Annotated in this window: 22 protein-coding genes; 7 read left to right on the top strand and 15 right to left on the bottom strand. The window is 33.8% G+C overall.

From position 1 onward, the window contains the following. Positions 1-277 precede the first annotated feature (277 nt). The 4 genes from PBT89_RS09895 to PBT89_RS09880 all read right to left on the bottom strand — a co-directional run bounded on the left by PBT89_RS09895 (position 278) and on the right by PBT89_RS09880 (position 3,314). Positions 278-2,011: a PspC domain-containing protein gene (locus PBT89_RS09895; protein ID WP_270061754.1), complete on the bottom strand. Its 1,734-nt coding sequence runs from the start codon at positions 2,009-2,011 to the stop codon at positions 278-280. Then, positions 2,004-2,348: a PadR family transcriptional regulator gene (locus tag PBT89_RS09890; protein WP_013071826.1), complete on the bottom strand. Its 345-nt coding sequence runs from the start codon at positions 2,346-2,348 to the stop codon at positions 2,004-2,006. Before PBT89_RS09890 ends, PBT89_RS09895 begins: the two co-directional genes overlap by 8 nt. A gap of 70 nt (positions 2,349-2,418) precedes the next feature. After that, on the bottom strand, positions 2,419-2,814 hold the full coding sequence (locus tag PBT89_RS09885) for a hypothetical protein (RefSeq protein ID WP_270061753.1): 396 nt from the start codon (positions 2,812-2,814) through the stop codon (positions 2,419-2,421). 5 nt (positions 2,815-2,819) lie between these two features. Beyond that, a complete protein-coding gene (locus tag PBT89_RS09880) occupies positions 2,820-3,314 on the bottom strand; it encodes a DUF4870 domain-containing protein (RefSeq protein WP_270061752.1) in 495 nt (164 codons plus the stop codon). Positions 3,315-3,597: 283 nt separating this feature from the next. Here PBT89_RS09880 and PBT89_RS09875 point away from each other — a divergent pair, with 283 nt between their 5' ends. The 3 genes from PBT89_RS09875 to PBT89_RS09865 all read left to right on the top strand — a co-directional run bounded on the left by PBT89_RS09875 (position 3,598) and on the right by PBT89_RS09865 (position 5,250). Further along, positions 3,598-4,059: a DUF4442 domain-containing protein gene (locus PBT89_RS09875; RefSeq protein ID WP_270061751.1), complete on the top strand. Its 462-nt coding sequence runs from the start codon at positions 3,598-3,600 to the stop codon at positions 4,057-4,059. A gap of 68 nt (positions 4,060-4,127) precedes the next feature. Further along, positions 4,128-4,928, top strand: coding sequence for a TIGR00266 family protein (locus PBT89_RS09870; RefSeq protein WP_270061750.1), 801 nt, complete (start codon positions 4,128-4,130; stop codon positions 4,926-4,928). 124 nt (positions 4,929-5,052) lie between these two features. Beyond that, positions 5,053-5,250, top strand: coding sequence for a hypothetical protein (locus tag PBT89_RS09865; RefSeq protein ID WP_270061141.1), 198 nt, complete (start codon positions 5,053-5,055; stop codon positions 5,248-5,250). A 59-nt stretch (positions 5,251-5,309) separates the two neighbouring features. Here PBT89_RS09865 and PBT89_RS09860 read toward each other — a convergent pair whose 3' ends face one another. The 8 genes from PBT89_RS09860 to PBT89_RS09825 all read right to left on the bottom strand — a co-directional run bounded on the left by PBT89_RS09860 (position 5,310) and on the right by PBT89_RS09825 (position 13,356). Then, positions 5,310-6,272: a LysR family transcriptional regulator gene (locus PBT89_RS09860; RefSeq protein ID WP_270061749.1), complete on the bottom strand. Its 963-nt coding sequence runs from the start codon at positions 6,270-6,272 to the stop codon at positions 5,310-5,312. Positions 6,273-6,439: 167 nt separating this feature from the next. Next, the gene (locus PBT89_RS09855; protein ID WP_270061748.1) at positions 6,440-6,868 is read right to left on the bottom strand and encodes a DUF2141 domain-containing protein; all 429 of its coding nucleotides are present in this window, start codon (positions 6,866-6,868) and stop codon (positions 6,440-6,442) included. 274 nt (positions 6,869-7,142) lie between these two features. Beyond that, the gene (locus tag PBT89_RS09850; RefSeq protein ID WP_270064256.1) at positions 7,143-8,471 is read right to left on the bottom strand and encodes a DUF58 domain-containing protein; all 1,329 of its coding nucleotides are present in this window, start codon (positions 8,469-8,471) and stop codon (positions 7,143-7,145) included. Positions 8,472-8,473: 2 nt separating this feature from the next. Further along, a complete protein-coding gene (locus tag PBT89_RS09845; protein WP_270061747.1) occupies positions 8,474-9,487 on the bottom strand; it encodes an AAA family ATPase in 1,014 nt (337 codons plus the stop codon). A 55-nt stretch (positions 9,488-9,542) separates the two neighbouring features. Further along, entirely contained in the window at positions 9,543-10,781 is a 1,239-nt protein-coding gene (locus tag PBT89_RS09840) for a DUF4350 domain-containing protein (protein ID WP_270061746.1), read from the bottom strand. Next, positions 10,774-11,541 carry a DUF4129 domain-containing protein gene (locus PBT89_RS09835; protein ID WP_270061745.1) on the bottom strand — a complete coding sequence of 256 codons (768 nt, stop codon included), beginning with the start codon at positions 11,539-11,541 and terminating at the stop codon, positions 10,774-10,776. The genes PBT89_RS09840 and PBT89_RS09835 overlap by 8 nt, the downstream gene beginning before the upstream one ends. Further along, on the bottom strand, positions 11,538-12,401 hold the full coding sequence (locus PBT89_RS09830; RefSeq protein ID WP_270061744.1) for a hypothetical protein: 864 nt from the start codon (positions 12,399-12,401) through the stop codon (positions 11,538-11,540). The genes PBT89_RS09835 and PBT89_RS09830 overlap by 4 nt, the downstream gene beginning before the upstream one ends. After that, positions 12,391-13,356 carry a stage II sporulation protein M gene (locus PBT89_RS09825; protein WP_270061148.1) on the bottom strand — a complete coding sequence of 322 codons (966 nt, stop codon included), beginning with the start codon at positions 13,354-13,356 and terminating at the stop codon, positions 12,391-12,393. The genes PBT89_RS09830 and PBT89_RS09825 overlap by 11 nt, the downstream gene beginning before the upstream one ends. 38 nt (positions 13,357-13,394) lie before the next feature. On the opposite strand from PBT89_RS09825, the gene PBT89_RS09820 reads away from it, so the two are divergent. Beyond that, complete coding sequence (locus tag PBT89_RS09820; RefSeq protein ID WP_270061743.1) at positions 13,395-14,108, top strand: RDD family protein; 714 nt, start codon at positions 13,395-13,397, stop codon at positions 14,106-14,108. Positions 14,109-14,214: 106 nt separating this feature from the next. Here PBT89_RS09820 and PBT89_RS09815 read toward each other — a convergent pair whose 3' ends face one another. After that, positions 14,215-14,973, bottom strand: coding sequence for a peptidylprolyl isomerase (locus PBT89_RS09815; RefSeq protein WP_270061742.1), 759 nt, complete (start codon positions 14,971-14,973; stop codon positions 14,215-14,217). Between PBT89_RS09815 and PBT89_RS09810 the strand changes: the two genes are divergently transcribed. Then, positions 14,972-15,610 (top strand): NUDIX hydrolase, encoded by a 639-nt coding sequence (locus tag PBT89_RS09810; protein ID WP_270061741.1) that lies wholly within the window; start codon positions 14,972-14,974, stop codon positions 15,608-15,610. The genes PBT89_RS09815 and PBT89_RS09810 overlap by 2 nt on opposite strands. Before the next feature lie 100 nt (positions 15,611-15,710). Beyond that, complete coding sequence (locus tag PBT89_RS09805; protein ID WP_270061740.1) at positions 15,711-16,523, top strand: lysophospholipid acyltransferase family protein; 813 nt, start codon at positions 15,711-15,713, stop codon at positions 16,521-16,523. Between the two features lie 29 nt (positions 16,524-16,552). Here the strand turns inward: PBT89_RS09805 and PBT89_RS09800 are convergent, their stop codons facing one another. Beyond that, positions 16,553-17,194, bottom strand: a complete 642-nt coding sequence (locus tag PBT89_RS09800) for a hypothetical protein (RefSeq protein ID WP_270061739.1) — start codon at positions 17,192-17,194, stop codon at positions 16,553-16,555. Positions 17,195-17,197: 3 nt separating this feature from the next. Then, complete coding sequence (locus PBT89_RS09795; protein WP_270061154.1) at positions 17,198-17,692, bottom strand: RNA polymerase sigma factor; 495 nt, start codon at positions 17,690-17,692, stop codon at positions 17,198-17,200. A 126-nt stretch (positions 17,693-17,818) separates the two neighbouring features. Here PBT89_RS09795 and PBT89_RS09790 point away from each other — a divergent pair, with 126 nt between their 5' ends. Beyond that, positions 17,819-19,126 (top strand): NAD(P)/FAD-dependent oxidoreductase, encoded by a 1,308-nt coding sequence (locus PBT89_RS09790; RefSeq protein WP_270061738.1) that lies wholly within the window; start codon positions 17,819-17,821, stop codon positions 19,124-19,126. Positions 19,127-19,170: the final 44 nt, after the last annotated feature.

The raw sequence follows: 19,170 nt of genomic DNA, 5'->3' as shown, positions 1-19,170 counted from the left end.
GGAAAAAAATTAAAGCCTCTTTAGCTAACTAATAGAGGCTTTAAAATAGTTCAAATTTTATTTAAAAAATCATTTTCTTTATAACTACATTCAATCTTATTGGAAACTTCAAGAATTTTATCCTTTTGTCGTGCAATCTCCAATCGAGAGGAAAGTACAAGCATAAGAAAACCGATGATCAAATTTAAAAGACTAATCATGATTGGTTGGTTTTTGATTGATGCTTAAGTTTTAGCAATGATATTTATACATTTTCTTAGTATAAGAAACTAACGCATCAGAAATCATCTGAAGCGTCAGTTGGATCATCCATACCTTCAGGGTCTTGTTCAAATCGCTTTTTTTGTTCCTCGAGATACTTTTTCTCTTCTGCTGTGGTATTAAAACCATCATCTTCTGTATCGAAAACGTCCTCATCTTCTTCTTCGATTAATTCTACAGGACAATCTAAGCAAACAGCATTGTCGTTTTCTACACGTAGTGTGTAACCTTCCTGTCCATTTTGTAAAATATCGTAGGAAGAATAACTGTTTCTGTGATAGGCTGCTACATTTTTATCTACAATAATAAAGCTTTGTTCTGGCAGCCATAGCACTAGATCGATTTCCTGATCTCTGGCTTTTAGATCTCCCTTTACCAAAAAATAACTATCTAAATAGAGCGTTTTATCTGAAAATTCGAAGTGATACTCGATATTTTCTGCTCTTTTCTTGGCATCCAAAATACTTCGACCTTCAGCAGATTTGATAATATCCAATTTTGCGACAGTGTCTTTAGTAGAGCGAATTACTAGATTTAGATCTTCATTGTAAAGTACTTTATTTTCATTTTCATCGTATTTCAATTCAAACTCATCAGAATTCCATCCAAAATGAGAGGAATATTGTGAATTGTTTCTCATAGCTACCATTAACGTATCTTGTGCCTTAGTGGGAACAACATAAGTTTCCGTCACTTCTTCATCAAAAGCTCTACTGGTGGCTTCTCTAATACCAATTATTGCTAATCCTATAACCGAAAGTATCCACAATCCTAGCAATACTAATTTTGCTGTGGTTCCAATTGATTTTAGATTTTTTACCAGAATTTTTAATCCTAATATAAACAGAAAAAACAAAGGAACTCCTGCAGCAAAGAAGCTTAGTATGGCGCCTACCCAAATGGAAGTTTCTGAGATATGCATCATTAATTGATCATTCCAGGGAGCTTCGATTATTCCAAATGTTCCAACAGTAAATAGACTAATAAATAACCCAATTAATCCAGAACCTGCAGTTAACAGTATCACTATACCTACAAAGGCTACGATAATTTTAAGAATTACATTAATAATAGATCCAAAAGCGGTGGCAGCCGTACCTGCGCCAGCTTTTGCGCGATTACCATATTTTTGATAATCTACATTTTTTACTTTTTCTGAAACATTATCAAATCCTTCTCTTATTTTCTTTTCTATATTCGAAATGGTAACATCTTCACCACGCATAGAAAGTTTTTCGGCAGTGGTTTTAGCTTCTGGAGTAAAAATCCAAAAAGCAATATAGACAAATAGAAAAGCTCCGCTTGAAGCTATGGTAAGTACCACCCAAATTAAACGAATCCAGATAGCATCGATTTCTAAATAATGGCCTAAACCACTACTAACACCACCGGCATAAGAATTTTCTGTATCTCTATAAAGTCCTTTGTTTGAAGATTTTTTAGTTTTAGTAGCACCAGCTTCTGGCTCGTCCTCAAAGATATCTTCATCTACCATATAATCTTCAGGTTGCCCCATTATGGCAATTACTTCATCTACATCCTTTAAACTGATTACCTGACTTTTATTTGCTCTCTTTTCAGCAAAAAGTTCAGCAATACGAGCTTCAATATCCATTATAATTTCATCACGTCCCTGATTATCGGTAAACGATCGCTTTATGGCATCTAGATAGTGTTGAAGTTTGTTAAAGGCATCCTCATCGATGTGAAAGAAAATGCCCGCAAGATTTATATTTATTGTCTTATTCATGATTTTTCTTTTTTTGAGTGGTTACAATGTTTACTGCGGTTTGCAGCTCATCCCAGGTCGAGGAAAGTTCAGTTAAGAACAATCTGCCAGTTTCGGTTAATCCATAATATTTTCTTGGTGGCCCACTGGTAGATTCTTCCCAACGGTAGGAGAGAAGTCCGGCGTTTTTAAGTCGGGTTAACAAAGGATATATGGTTCCTTCAACCACCAGTAATTTGGCATCTTTTAAGGTGTCTAAGATTTCAGCTACGTAAGCATCTTCATCTTTTAAAACCGAAAGTATACAATACTCCAGTACACCTTTACGCATTTGTGCTTTGGTGTTCTCTATCTTCATAGCGCTTGGTTTTGAATGTTGTTAAAATGTTCATTTTTTGATTGATGATTATGTTTGATAAATTGGATGACTAATTTACTTTATGATAGACTACATCATTTAGGGTTATAAAGGCTTCATCGTCTATACTTTCGTATTGAATTGGAATTTTAATTTTTTTCCCGTTTTTAAAATATTCGATGGTTGGGATACTCTTAGTAGTGGTTTTGGTATAAACTATTAAATCTACTGAAGAGGAACTGGTCGTGGTTAAGGTTAGTTTGCCATTAATCGTTTCGCTGTTTTTCTTCAGAAATACTTTGTTGTTATTGAATACAATATTTTTTATTGCATTTTCTCCATCGTACAATTCCCAATTTCCGTCTAGTTTGTAATTCTCGGTATCTGCAACTTCATTTTTAATTTTAACGCAAGAAATGTTTAAGAATAACATTAATATTAGGCTGAAGCTTAGAAGTTTTTTCATGATGATTATTTTGATGGATGGTTTTCGGTAATATCTTCTTTGATGAAGTTGATACATATTGGATAAGTATATTCTTTTCCTTCACTTGCATTTTTTGCGGCGCTAATTACTGCATACAGTTCTAGAACTATCAGTCCAAAAAGGAAGAAGCCGCCGGTAATAAGTGTGACTAGCAAAGGAAGAACCTGCTCATTATCTACAGTATCAATCCTGATATTGTATTCATTAAATTCTAAAAATTCTAGAGGAATTCTGGCAACAAAAATAAGTAGTGCGATAATGAGTAGGCATGCAATAACGAGATAATACAGGACTAAACTTAACTGAAAGTTTACGGCATTTCGACCATGATGATTTACAAATTTCTTCTCTTTATTTACCAGCCAGATAATCACCGGAAAGATGAAATTGCCAAAAGGGATAAATAATTTTGAAAAAACCGAAAGGTGGATGATCGTGGCCAGGGTTTGATCTTGTTTTTTGATTGCTGATGATTCCATTGCGTTTTCTTTTTTAATAAACCGGACTTAAAATGATGGTTGTTTGATGGTTTTAAGTCCGGTTTCAATATCCTGATGAAGGATGTTTTTTGATTGATAACTTATTATAAAGCTTAACTAATTAAATGTAATAGTACTATACCAGTTAATTTCTTATACAAATATATGGTTAAAAGAAGGTATTTTGCAAAGCATAGTACTAAAATTTAACATTTAATTATCATTTTAATCGTGATTTACATGTGAAATAATTTAAATATCTTTAAAAGAAATAATTAAGAATATGCAAATAACGCCTAAGAAACTCAATCAATTTTTAATGCTCAAGTTACCAAGTGCATGGATATGTGGGGTAAGGGTGAAAGCAATTTCTAAAACAGATTGCAGTGTTGGGGTAAAACATAGATGGATCAATCAAAATCCTTTTAGAAGCATGTATTTTGCGGTTCAGGCAATGGCTGCCGAATTAAGTACGGGCGCTTTAGTGATTTCGAAAATAAGAGCACAAAAACAACCAATTTCGATGTTGGTAGCTCAAAATAAGTCTGTGTTCAGCAAAAAGGCAACTGGAAAGATCACCTTTAAATGTGAAGACGGTGCTTTAATAGATAATGCGATAGCTAAGACATTAGAAACCGGAGAAGGACAAACCTTTTGGATGAAATCCATAGGAACTAATGAAGATGGAGTAGAGGTTTCTACTTTTGAATTTGAATGGACGGTTAGGGTAAAGGCCAAAATATAAACTTTAATCTAGTTTGTAACATTTTAAGATTTTTCAACTCTAATTATAAAACCACTAAAACTTAAAATATGAATGCCCACGAAATAGATTACGAAATATTTGGAGAAGAAATGCAATATGTAGAGCTGGAGTTAGATCCACAAGAAGCTGCAATTGCAGAAGCCGGTAATTTTATGATGATGGATAATGGTATTAAAATGGATACCATTTTTGGTGATGGAAGTAAAGATAATGAAGGTTTTCTGGGTAAAGTGCTTGGTGCCGGAAAACGATTACTTACCGGAGAAAGTCTTTTTATGACGATCTTTTCGAATATGGGGCAGGGAAAGAAGAAAATTAGTTTTGCATCTCCTTATCCCGGGAAAATTATCCCTATCGATCTTACGCAATTTGGCGGTAAATTTATTTGCCAGAAGGATGCATTTTTGTGTGCAGCAAAAGGAGTTTCTATAGGAATTGAATTTAGCCGAAAACTTGGAAGAGGCTTTTTTGGGGGTGAAGGATTTATAATGCAAAAAGTAGAAGGCGATGGGATGGCATTTGTGCATGCCGGCGGCACTATGGCTAGAAAAGAATTAGCTATAGGAGAAACCTTAAAAGTAGATACGGGATGTATTATTGGTTTTACACAAACTGTTAATTATGATATAGAATTTGTAGGCGGAATTCGTAATACGATCTTTGGTGGTGAAGGACTTTTCTTTGCAACACTTACAGGTCCTGGTGTGGTTTATATACAATCATTACCATTTAGCAGGTTAGCGAATAGAGTTTTACAGGCAGCACCGCAAGCTGGCGGAAAAGATAAAGGAGAAGGAAGTATTTTAGGAGGTTTCGGGGATATTATTAGTGGTGATAACAGATTTTAAAAGTTAAAATAATGTTTACTCTTAAAGTAAGCATCGATTTTTATTATATTTAAGCATCTAATTATTTCAGCTTATAGAAAAAATTACATTATATTAATTCAAGTATTTTTAAAATTATCAAATTATGGCGAGAGCGATGTTTGATTACACAAAAGTCATCTTAAATAAGGTGAGTTTTGATGCTAATTTATTCTGTAAAGAAGTTCAAAAAGCAATTTCTAGATTATTACCTCATGAAGTTGAAGAACTCAAAATTTGGTTAGAAGCGCTTACTAAGCAGAATCCGGAACTAAACCAGTGCTTAATCTATTTAAATTCGTAAAATGATAAAACATTAAAAGCGGCTTTTAGCCGCTTTTTCAGTTTAATATCACTATTTGTCTAATATTGTAATTCGTTCTTTTTCTTTTGTTGTGTGGGACTTATAATTTCTACATTCTGGAATGCAATCGCACCTTTCACCACAGATCCTATTACTTTACGCATCGCATCTATTATTTGCATTTTCAATTCACTACGATTGTAAATTAAACTCACCTCTCTGGCCGGTACAGGATCTTTAAACATTCTCAGATTATTTTTATCCTTATCAGGAAGGTCCAATGTGTGCAAATAAGGCAATAACGTCATTCCTAAACCTTCATTAGCTAATTTGATTAGGGTTTCGAAACTTCCACTTTGGAGTCTAAAATGTTCGGCTTCAGTAGATTTTACAGTCTTACACAAATTGATGATTCCATCTTTAAAACAATGGCCGTCTTGTAATAATAAGATGTCATCAATATCTAAATCTCCTACATCAATTTTATGATCTTTGTGCAATCGATGGCTGGGTGGTATATAACCTACAAAAGGCTCATAATACAACACATTCTCTTTAATTCCATCAATGCTTAGTGGTGTAGCAGCAATAGCGGCATCAAGATGCCCTTCCTTTAGTTTTTCAATAATAGCTTCAGTATGTAATTCTTCTATTTGAAGTTTAACCTTTGGATATTTTTTAATGAAGTTATTGATAAACATGGGAAGCAGGGTAGGCATAATCGTTGGAATAATTCCGAGGCGAAAAGCACCACCAATAAATCCTTTTTGCTGATCTACGATATCCTGAATGCGATCACTTTCATTTACGATATTCCTTGCTTGGGTCACAATTTTCTTTCCGGTTTCGGTCAGTTCAATCGGTTTTTTGCTTCTATCAAAAATTTGAATATCCAGCTCTTCTTCCAATTTTTGTATTTGCATACTTAAAGTAGGTTGGGTAACAAATACTTTTTGTGCAGCTCTGGTAAAATTTTTATGCTCTGCAACCGCAAGAACGTAGTGTAACTGTGTAATCGTCATAATTTGTGAACAATATTATAGTGTAAGTTTGATGCTTAACTTTTTATCATCACTACAAATATATTAGTTTTTTCTATTGAAATTATATAAAACCTAAAGTTTATCTATGCAAAACCCCATAATTGAAGTTCATCAATTATGGGGTTATTTAAAGATTTATATGGAGTTTAGAGTTTGATGCTTATTTCTTTGGAAGAACCATCAAAGCCAAACTTACCATCATCCCAGGTTGGTGGGCCATAAGGATTAATTTTATTGTTCGACATACCATAATCTTCTTTCGGCATTCCATTGGTTTCAAAATCCATTTGATCGTTATCATTTTTGTCATGGTAACATATCACGGCATATTCTCCTTCAGGAATTTCATCAAATGTAATTGTCGATTTTCCATCGTTTATTTTTGCAGTTTTAGAATATTTTGGATTTTTCATAAAAGTGTCTTCGGTATAAAGACCGTATGAAATCTTACCCTTATCACTGCTAATATTTACAATTTCTACAGTAATGCTTCCGGTAGCACCTTTTGATGTTTCCTGGGCCTTGGAAGATACTCCAGTAATAAGTAGGACTAAAATAATTGCCAAATTTTTCATAATGAGATAGTTTTATTTAGTTGAACACTGTAAAAGTAGAAAAGATGTTCTATGAAATAGCAAGTAACCTACTGAACTGTAATTTTTTACTGCTGAATTGTATTTTTGGGTTTACAGTTGCCAGTGAACATTAATAATTAGCGAGAACTGGAGTTCAATTTAAAACTTAAATGTGTTAAAGCTTAAAGCTTATGGTAATATGGTAGGAGAAGTAAAATGCATATTCTCAGCATTCAAAAGATCTAAAATACCAACGATCCCATATTCGAATAATTTAAATCAATCCTCGTGCTTTAATTTCAAGATATTTATTAATGGTATTTACGCTTAATTCTTTTGGTTTTGTAAGTACGGTTTGGATACCGTTTCGTTGAAGTTCTTTAGCCATTTTTATTTTATTTTGGCTAAATTCTTCAGCAATTCCCTGGTGTGCGCTTTCGCTAAGATTTTCAGGGTAGGAGTGCAGCAATTTTGTGATTTCGGTATTTTCAAAGAAAATAACCACTAAAACATGGCGCTTATTTATCGCTTTTAGATAAGGTAATTGTCGTTCTAAAGCTGATGGATGCTCAAAATTAGTGTAGAGCATTAGTAAGCTGCGATGCGTGATAAACCTATTAATACCGGCGTATAAACTTCCAAAATCAGATTCCTTAAAATCGGTATTTACATTATAAAGACTTTCCATGATTCGCTGTAACTGACTCATCCTGGAGGAATCTTTCAATATTTTTTCAACTTTAGAAGAGAAACTAATTAGTCCTGTTTTGTCTTTTTTCCGTAGGGCAATATTTGAAAAAGCCAGACTACTATTAATAGCATAATCCAGCAAACTAAGTCCTTCAAAAGGCATTTTCATCACTCTGCCCGTATCGATCACTGAGTAAACAGGTTGTGCTTTTTCATCCTGAAATTGATTAACCATCAAATTTCGATGTTTGGCGGTGGCTTTCCAATTAATGGTTCTTACATCATCGCCATTTACGTATTCTTTAATCTGCTCAAACTCCATCGTATGCCCCAGGCGACGTATTTTTTTGAGTCCAGATTGCGAAATTCTATTATCAATCGCCAAGAAATCCAGCTTTTTCATCTGGATAAACGAGGGATAAACTTTTACCATTTGTTCAGCATCAAAAACCTTCCTGATTTTGGCTAATTTCAGTATGGTTTGGGCGTAAATATTTAATTTTCCGAAGATATATTCCCCACGTTCTAAAGGCGTAACTTCATATTCAAATTCGAAGTTTTTAGTAGGTTTTACTTCGGAAGTATATAAAAAATCTCTTTTTTGAAACTGAATTGGAAGCTCGTCGATCACTTCAGCAAAAACCTTAAAAGAATAAGCATTTTTAATCTGAATTTTTACTGAATTCGCATCAGAATTACTGAATTTTTCTGGTAAAATTCGTTTTGCAGTCAATCCTTTTCCCTGAAATAATGCAATAATATCAAATAATAAAGCAATGCTTAAAACCACCAATATCACCCAAATAACGGGATAGATTGCAGGTATCCAAAATGAAAATAGGAAAAGTACGGCAATAGTAGCGATCGCGTAAAAGAAACGCTTAGTTAAATATAAGGATTTTAGAAATTTGATCACTATCGCGGAATTTCTACAGATTGGCTAATCATTTGAATTACATCTTTGGTTTTCATGCCTTCCATCTCACGATCTGGCGAAAGGATAATACGATGTCCTAAAACAGGATTTAGTGATTTCTTAATATCTTCAGGGATTACAAAATCACGCCCATTTATGGCAGCGAAGGCTTTTGCTGCATTCATTATCGCAATCGAAGCTCTTGGAGAAGCACCTAAATAAAGATGCGCATGCTGGCGCGTTTTACTTACAATCTCGGCAATATAATGCAATAACTTTTCATCAATTTTGATATCGAAAATTTGCGTTTTTAGTTCATTTAATTTTTCAGGTGAAAGGATGGGAGTGATGTTACTTTCAGGTTTTTGGCCTTTTCGTTCGTTGTGACCTTTAAGAATTTCAATTTCTTCTTCTAATTTTGGATAATCGACTTCAATTTTGAATAAAAAACGGTCTAACTGTGCCTCTGGTAGGGCATAAGTTCCTTCCTGTTCTACGGGGTTTTGAGTGGCCAACACCATAAAGGGATCTTGTAATTGGTGGCGTTTTCCATCGATTGTAACTTGTCGTTCTTCCATGACCTCAAAAAGAGCGGCTTGTGTTTTTGCAGGTGCACGGTTTATCTCGTCGATAAGAATGATATTTGAGAAAACCGGGCCTGGTTTAAACTCGAAGTCTGAGGTTTTCATATTTAATACCGAAGTTCCCAAAACATCACTCGGCATTAAATCTGGCGTAAACTGAATTCTGCTGAAATCGGTTTGCAGACATTTCGCGAAAAGTTTTGCTGTTATCGTTTTTGCAACGCCGGGAACACCTTCTATCAAAACGTGGCCATTAGAAAGTAAGCCTACAATAAGCAATTCTACAAATTCGGTTTGACCAACAATTATCTGCGAAAGTTGAGATTTTAAATCTTCGACTGAATTTTTTAAGTCTTCTAGCGGAATTCGATTGTCAAAATTCAGTTCTTTATTTTGGTCGTTTTCTGGTTGTATATTTTGTTCTTCCATTGGGTTTCGGTTTTTCTTCTTTCGAAGTTTTATTTTCAGTTGATTTTATAGAAAATCAAACGATATTTTTGGTTTTTCTGGCATTCGCATATTTAAATTTATGGATGCCTTTACTTATAGTTTCGTAATCCTGTGCTGTAGCTTTCTTACGTTCTACCGCCTCTATATTTTCGAATAATTCCTTTATAAAATCTATAGAATTTCCTGTTTTATCAGCTAAAATTGGATAAAATTCATCTCCTTTTTTATCGGGATCCAGCTTCATTTCTGTACGAATATATTCTTTAAAATGCTGAATACGCTTTTTTGTCAACTCGTCTACCTGCTTTTTTTCAAGGTAAAGATCGGCAATCGTTTGTGTGTATTCGTAAGACTGATTTTTTAAAGGTTTTACCACCGGGATTGCGCGCTGCTTTCGTTTTCCTTCAAAAATAATGAATAGCAGAGAGGCAATGATCATAAGATAATAGGCCCATTTTAATGGCTTGTTTTGCATGATGATATACAATAGACTTGTAGGTTGGGCTTTACCGGTTTTGTAATAATTATCCCAATAAATAGGCTGATTTCGATCGATATAAGCCAATACATTTTCAGCATATTTAAAATTGTTGTTTTTCAGTATAAAATAATTTCCAAAAGCTTCTGGCGTACTATGTAAAACGATTTTTCCTTCTCCGAATTCAGTTTCAATAAAATTTATTTGCGGCTCAGTTATCGTATCGTCATCATATTTTACGGTTCCCAGAATAGTCGTTTTTAAGGTATCTATTTTACTGAAATAAATAGAACTAAACTCATGCGGAACTTCGAATGGGCCATCCTCGCTAAAATTTGGGTTTACCAGGTCTAATTCCGTTTTGGGGATAAAAGAAATTTCATCCTCAATTTTCTTGTTGTAAGGCTTCGTGTCTAAATTGAGTGTGTCTAAGAAATGCTCACCAAACACATCTGAAGCTATAAAGGCTGTATTTCCTTTTTCAACCCAATTCAGTAATTTATTTAATTCATCTTCATCAAAACTCACGTAATTATTTAAAAAGAAATAGGTGCCATTCTCAATACCGGTACTATCGCTTAGATACTCGAAAGGAGGGATGTTTATCTCTTTAAAATTATCTGGATTGCTGGCTTTCCAGTTTTCATAAAAAACATAAGTTCCTAGAGGGATTTTATCTTGTTTAGCGTAGCTGGGATACCAGTTTATGGGCGTAGGCTCGATAGCTTCTAAATAGGTGAGAAAGGCTATTAAGAAGATAAAAACACCAAGTGAAATTTTATAAAATTTACTCATTTTTGGTGTTTTTAATATTCGTATTTAATTCTGAAAAACCTTTCTCTGCTAACAAAAAGTCTTCTTTAGAAACCTGAAAATCGCCGTACCAGATAAAGTTATAAATGCGGGTAACTTTTTTAAAAATGTTGTTTAACTGCGTATTGCTTATTTCTGAAATATAATCGTCGTTGGTTTTTTGCGCTTCAAAATCGATAACGTTTTTGAGATCTAATTCTTTTAACGCCTGAAGGTAATAGTAACGAACAGCCATGCGATATTGGCCATTTTCAATAGCTTCTTTTATTAAAGCCGGGATATCTGCATTTTGGATTATTTCTTCTTCGTTATCTAGATTTACATTTGCCGCTTTTGGTTCTTGTAAAATATTTTTACCGGGATTTATTCTCGTAAATAACCAGATCACCAAAATGACGATACCAACTAGGAGGATATAAGGAATTATTTTTATGATAAGCCCAAAAAAGCTGCCGGCATCATAATCTCCAAATAACCAATTGAGGAATTGCTCATATTTTTGATTGATCCACTCTTTAAATTGCTGCCACCAGTTTTTATGTTGCTCTTCTTCTAAATAATTAAAATCTTCATTTTGTTTTAGATTTTCAATCGTTGTTTTTTCAAACTTAAGCGGACTTATATTGCTATTTTCATCATAACGTACGCTTTTACTTTCAGGTTCAGATTGGACAATAGAATCTTGCTGCGAAAACGCAAAATGGAAATTCAGCAATAAAAGAAAATAAATTAAGAGTTTCATTCGCGATCGCTACCAAGCTTATCAATACTTTCAAAAGTTCCGGTAAAGTTTTTCTCTTCGTGTAAATGAAAATATAGCAGGCTAATAAATAATGGTGTGATAATGTATAATACGTATTGCGCTATAGAAGAAAGCACAGATAGTATTATTAGAATTGGATCTTTACTTCGCATATTTTCGGCAACTGTTGTTACTCCTGCATCAAATCCAGAGATCATATTTACCAGCATGTAAATAATTAAAGGAAGTTGGAAAACTACATTAATCACATACATGATAATTCCAAAAACAATTAAAAGACCAAAGGTCATCCACCAATTATCTTTAATTAGTTGGAAGCAAGAGGATATCGTATCTCCCAAACTTTTCTGTTCAAAAACTAATATGGGTAAAGCCAAAGTAAAGACCACACCTAGGTATATACTTGGTAAGACTAAGAAAAGAAAGGCTATAAAGATAGATATGGCAACAACTAAATTTAATGCCATACCACTGCCTAAATCATTTTTTAGACCTCGTTTTACATCTTCTTCACTTACGATACCGTCATTTGCTATATATGATTTTATATAGTTAAATACGCTTAAATAAAGTGCGGTGATATAGACAAAAAGAGCGAGCATGTTTATGAGCGCCGGGATCAAAAATCCTGTTAAATTTGTATAACCTTCAAAGCCAGTGCCAATGGTCATATACGTATAATAGGCATTAGTCAAGATTAATGCCACCAAAAATGGAGCACAAACTTTTAAATTTATACTGAAAAAGTTTTTAGCATTTTCCCTTAAGAATTTGAAAGTATCACTTAGTAAGTCTCCAAAATCTCTGGTTTTTCTAAATCTGAATATATTATTTTCCATCAACAAATTTTTTATGTAAACGATGTGGTAATATTACGTAATACCAAAGGATTAAAATAAAAGATAAACTTATAATTAAAATAGCCAGCGCATCTGGCATTTCTGTATGTCTTGTTACAAATCCTTCTAAAAATCCGGCAATAATAAAAAAAGGAACGGTAGAAATTATGATTTTTAATCCGTCTTTAATACCGGTAACAAAAGAGTGCAATCGGCTGTAGGTTTTTGGGAATAAAATACTTTTTCCGACAACCAAACCGGCGCATGCTGCGATAATTATTACTGAAATTTCTATGGTACCATGTATCCAAATGGTTCGTGCTGATTCCCAAAGTAAGCCTTTATCGTAAAAGAAATACTGAAATGAACCTAACATGATTGCATTTTGCATGATTATTACCAAGGTTCCTAAACCGCCAAGAACGCCAAGGGTAAAAGCCATTAGGCCAACCCTAACATTATTTATGGTGATCCCCAAAAACATATCGGTTTCTGAAGCCTGCTTGTAAACAGCCATGGGGTCGTTATTCTCAATATTATTTAGCGTCGCGTTTACATAAGCATCACCTAAAACTGCACGAACAAAATTAGCATCACTTGCCGCAGAAAAAGCACCAATTATGGCAAAAATCGCAAATACTAAAAAACTAAATAAGAGTTGTTTCTGGTACTGATAAAAGAATAACGGAAACTCTTTCGTATAAAATAAAAGAAACTTATTCTTCGATTCCTTTTTATTTTTATAGATCATTCGATGCGCAGAAGATGCAAGATCGTTAAGATAACGAGCTGTATTACTTCCCGCATAAAAAGTATTAGCGTAGCTTAAGTGATCGGTAATTTCTACATAAAAAGCAGAGAGCTGATCCGGAGAAATATTACTATTATTTTTCAGGAGACTTTCAAACTTAAGCCATTTATCTTTATTTTGCTTCACAAAAGCAGCCTCGCGCATATTCAGGATTAGATTAGATCCTCAAAGAAACATATTTAATGGATAATTTTCAAATTGAAACCGCTCAAAATATCGGAATTCAGCAAAATTCGGCTTCTATCGGCGATCGAATTTTAGCATTTTTAATAGATCTTTTTATAATTGCCGCCTACGGTATTCTTAGCATGCTATTATTGGCAGGTTTAGAAGCCGATCGTTTTGGCGAAGGCGTGTATTATGTGGTGATAGGTTTGCCTATTTTTCTTTATTATTTATTATTTGAAACTTTTTGGGACGGTAGAACTCCTGGGAAGTCTGCATTAAAAATACGAGTGGTGAAATTGGATGGATCCCGGCCTGCTTTTTCAAATTATCTTATCCGATGGTTATTGCGAACTATCGATATTAGCTTAGGAAGTGGTAGCATCGCTGTAGTTACTATTTTACTTAATGGTAAAGGACAGCGTTTAGGCGATATGGCCGCAAAAACCACAGTAATTTCTGAAAAAAGAAAAGTGAGTTTAGCGAATACCTTAGCTGTTGAAATCCCTGAAGATTACAGTCCAAAATATCCACAGGTAACAGTTTTAAACGATCGGGATGTACAAGAAATTAAAGAAATTTACAGAAAAGCAAGAATGAATGGAAATCACAATGTGATCATTGCTTTAGCTGAAAAATTATCGAACTTACTCGGAGTGAAATTTGAAGAAAAACCAATGATTTTTGTAAAACGAGTGATCGAAGATTATAATTATTTTACGCAACAGTAGGCTAGAAATTAGATTTACGATAGTATAGCCTAGAAACTAGAAGTCAGACTTTTTTCAAATAGACAAAACCTTAAAAATTGTTTATTGATCACTGCCTACTAAAAAGCTACTTAATAATCTCGACCTTCATTTCGATATTATCGATTGGCCATTCTGATTGTCCGGTTTGGACTTTAGAAATTTTATCTACAACATCCATTCCTTTGGAAACATACCCAAAAACAGTATGTTCATCGTCCAGATGATGCGCTCCATTAGGATTTAAAACCACGAAAAATTCAAACGGACTCGATGCTTTGCTGGTATTCTGCTCGGCATACTTTGCTGCAGAAAACGCTCCACGATTATGGGTGTGGCCTGCATTTAATTCATTCGGGATTAAATAATCTCCAATAGCGTATCTTTTTTTATTAGTAGAAGCATTATCTGAATTACCTCCCTGAATCACAAAATTGGGCGCTACACGATGAAAATAAGTATTATTAAAATAATTGTTTTTAACAAGCATAATAAAATTGGCGCGATGCAGCGGCGTATCACGATATAATGTCACCTCAAATGCTCCAAAAGAGGTTGTTATGCGTACTTTATTCTCTGGATTTTTCTTTCCATATTCGGTTAAAAATGGTATCAATTTTTCTTGCGGAATAGGAAAGGCGGTATCTTTTTCTGTTTTATTTTTCTCCTGTTTATTTTCAATTTCGGAAGAATCTACTTTATTTTTTACCGAATCCTCGCTTTTTATGCTATTTTTAACGGCTGCCGAGCTGTTTTCTGAATTATTATCGCCTGAAGTTTTCTTATCTTCACAACTTGCGAAAATACTAGCAACCAAAATTGCGATTACTGAGATACGTTTAAACATGGAATTTTTTGAGTTTAAAAATAGAATTTCAAATTTAAAAAAAATTGAACTGCCTGGCGAGGCTGCACACAATAAATTAGCCCCTTCTATTAGAGTTCAGGAACTTAAAAAAATTGACTTTTCAGCAAAAAGAACAAATAAAGCGGGAGTAATGGCGGTTTTTTACCCAAAAAATGGTCAAACTTATTTTGTGCTGATTCTAAGAAAAACTTATAAAGGTGTTCATTCAAATCAAATTGGTTTTCCCGGCGGAAGGGTAGAAGAGGAAGACGAAAATATAGAAGAAACGGCTTTACGTGAAACTGAAGAGGAAGTTGGTATCCCTCGAGATAAAATTAAAGTGATAAGAGGATTAACAAATCTGTATATTCCGCCCAGTAATTTTTGGGTATATCCTTTTGTAGGAGTTATGACTGAAACTCCACATCTTATTCCGCAAGAAAGCGAAGTAGAAGCTATATTGGAAGTAAAACTTGAAGACTTTTTAGATGAGAAAAATTTTGTGACCGAGAATTTGAGTACTTCTTATATGGAAAATATTGATGTTCCAGCATTTTTATTGAACGAACAGATCGTTTGGGGCGCAACAGGCATGATGCTTGGTGAACTTCGAGAAATGCTCCAGGAAATTCTATAAAATCGAAATCCTTATATTTGTGGGTTTTTCAGAAAAAATGAAGAGGAATTTTTAGTTTTCGTTAAAATAGAACCATTGCGACCAATAGACCAACTAAATTATGGGATTATTCAAAAAGAATCCATTTGGACATATATTATTTATTAAAAAATGGCTTATTCGAGTTTTCGGATTAATGACGCATCGTCGTTATAGAGGATTTAACGAATTAAATATAGAAGGTTCAGAAATTATTAAAAACCTTCCAGACAGAGGAGTTTTATTTGTTTCTAACCATCAAACATATTTCGCCGATGTTGTGGCCATGTTTCACGTTTTTAATGCCAGTTTAAGCGGAAGGGTAGATAGCATAAAGAACGTGGGGTATATCTGGCAACCCAAAATGAATATTTACTACGTTGCAGCTAAAGAAACAATGAAAGCCGGATTGTTGGCCAGAGTTTTAGCATATGCGGGGGCTATTAAGGTAGAACGAACCTGGCGATCTAAAGGTAAAGAAGTAAAAAGAAAGGTAAATCCAGATGATTCTAAAAATGTGGGAGTCGCTTTAGATGATGGTTGGGTTATTACCTTTCCACAAGGTACCACAACTCCATTTAAACCTATAAGGAAGGGGACAGCTCATATTATTCAACAATACAAACCCATTGTTGTGCCTATTGTTATAGACGGTTTTAGACGTTCTTTTGATAAGAAAGGTCTGCGTATAAAAAAGCGAGGCATTTTACAATCATTTCAGGTAAAAGAACCTTTAGAGATCGATTATGATAATGATAGTATTGAGGATATAGTTGGAAAATTAGAATATGCAATCGAACAACATTCTTCATTTTTAAAGGTAATTCCAGCAGAAGAACTGGAAGAGATAGAACATCTAAATGAAAAACGCCGCTATTCTTATAAAGAAGAATAGCAGCGTTCTTATTCAGAATTATAAAGGTGTTAATCGCAGTCTAAATTTTTTAACTGCGTATAGTTTTTCTTTAATCGCCTTAGTAAAATACCATAAATAAGACGATAAAATAACCAGATCCCGCCAAGAACAATACTAACAACAATTATGATTATCCCGATGAATTTAAAATAATCGATAGTGTCGAAATCTTTTATTGGATTATTTTCGATATGAGTTTCATGCAAATAATGATAAAAAATAAGGAAAGAATACATGACGATTACAAAAGCGCTTGAGATCAACATATAACCAATGTAATGCTTAACAGTTTTCCTGGTTTTTAAAATATTTTGCATCAATTTTTTGGTAGAGCTGGTAGAGGATATTCTTTGGTAGTTTTTATAGAATTTGTACACAAAAAATAAACAGATAATTAGATTAATACCATTTAATGCGATGGTAAACTCTCTTAAATCTACCTTATCCAGATTTTTCCAATAATTATCATCCATTACAAAGAAGTTAAGTGCAATACCAAGCACAAACTCAAATAGACTAATAACAAACAACCACTTTACGATCGAAGAAGATCGTTTCCAGATCATTTTATAAAGATCGTCATAGGAAACTTTGGGAAGATTCACTTCCTGGTTTTTCCAGTCTTTTTTTAATAATTCTAATCCATCCATAGTTTACGGATTTAAAACACTTTTAAGTTTAGTTTTTATTCGATTCATTTTCACTCGCGCATTCACTTCACTTATTCCTAAAGTTTCCGATATTTCTTTGTAATTTTTATCTTCTAGATAAAGAAAAACCAATGCTTTTTCAATATCATTTAATTCTTTAATAGCACTATACATCAATCCTAATTGCTGTTCGGTTTCATCGTCATAATCTTCCGCTTTTATTTTAAAATGAACAGTATCAAAATCCTGAGTTGCAATACCACGTTTTTTCTTTCGGTATAAGGTAATTGCAGTATTTAAAGCTACTCTGTACATCCATGTGCTAAATTTAGCATCACCCCTAAATTTAGGATAGGCTTTCCATAGTTGAATAGTGATTTCCTGAAACAAATCGTTATGCGACTCTCTATCGTGCGTATATAATCTGCAAATTTTATGCGCAATATTTTGATGTCGCTCTAAATTTGTGACGAATTGATGTTCTAATTCTTTCTCCACATTGATTGATTAGCTTCTATAGGTAGCAATAAACTATTTTTTGTTACACAAAAACTTTAAAATACCGTTAATGCCCTTCTTTTTTATGGTTTAAGCCGTAACTTTACGGTAAACCAATCAATAATTATGAATATACCCAGAACCGAATTGCCCAGGGTGGTCATCATTGGTGGCGGTTTTGCCGGAATTTCCCTGGCAAGAAAGTTGTTAAACGAAGAAATACAGATGGTCTTGCTAGACCGTAATAATTATCACACTTTTCAACCCCTTTTATATCAAGTATCAACCTCTGGGTTAGAGCCAGATTCAATTGCATATCCCTTAAGAAAAGTTACAAGGAATTCGCAAAAATGCTTTTTTCGAAATGCAGAAGTGGAATCTATAGATGCCGAAAATAATATTATTCACTCTAATATTGGAGAACTCGTTTACGATTATCTGGTGATTGCTACCGGATCTAAAACGAATTTCTTCGGAAATGAGAGTGTAGAAAAGAATGCCATGTGGATGAAAACGATCCCGCAGGCATTAAATATTAGAAGTCTCATCTTAGAGAATTTAGAACAGGCTGTAATTGAAACAGATCCAGAAAAGCGTAAATCCTTATTAAATTTCGTTTTAGTTGGGGCTGGTCCTACCGGAGTTGAATTGAGCGGAGCTATAGCCGGCCTTAGGAATAATATTGTGCCAAAAGATTATCCCGATCTTAATCCAGCAGAAATGAATATTCACTTGTTAGAAGGTTTAGGGCGTGTACTTCCACCTATGAGTGAAAAATCTTCTGAAAAAGCTCAGAAATTTTTAGAAGATTTAGGAGTGAAAATTCATTTGAACACCATGGTAGAGAATTATGATGGTCATTTGGTTACCACAAATACAGATCTAGCTTTAAAGACAGAAACCCTAATATGGTCTGCCGGGGTTACCGGTGCTCCTGTAAAAGGTTTAAATGCTTCTGCTATGATCGAAAAAGCAAATCGCTACGAGGTAAATGCATTTAATCAGGTTAATGGTTACGAAAACATATTTGCCATTGGCGATATTGCGGTTATGCAAACTGAAGAATACCCAAAAGGGCATCCAATGGTTGCACAACCAGCTATTCAGCAAGGGAAGCATTTGGCAAAGAATCTTAAGAAATTAATTAAAGGTGAGAAATTAGAACCTTTTGATTATTTTGATAAAGGGAGTATGGCTACAATTGGAAGAAATAAAGCCGTTGTAGATCTTGGAAAATCAACTTTTGGAGGATTTTTTGCCTGGTTTATTTGGATGTTTGTGCATCTTTGGTTTTTAATAGGTTTTAGAAACCGATTAGTTACCTTTTGTAATTGGGTATACAATTATATTAATTTCGATCGCGCGGCAAGGCTAATTATAAGGCCTTATAAATCAAATAGAGAAAATTTGGAAACCGATCAGAAAAAGATATAATATTATAAGATAGAATAAAAAGATAAAATAAACCCGAATCGAAA

Source organism: Zunongwangia sp. HRR-M8 (assembly GCF_027594405.1).
In the GTDB taxonomy this organism is placed as follows: Bacteria; Bacteroidota; Bacteroidia; order Flavobacteriales; family Flavobacteriaceae; genus Zunongwangia.
This window is presented reverse-complemented; position numbering and strand designations above follow the sequence as displayed.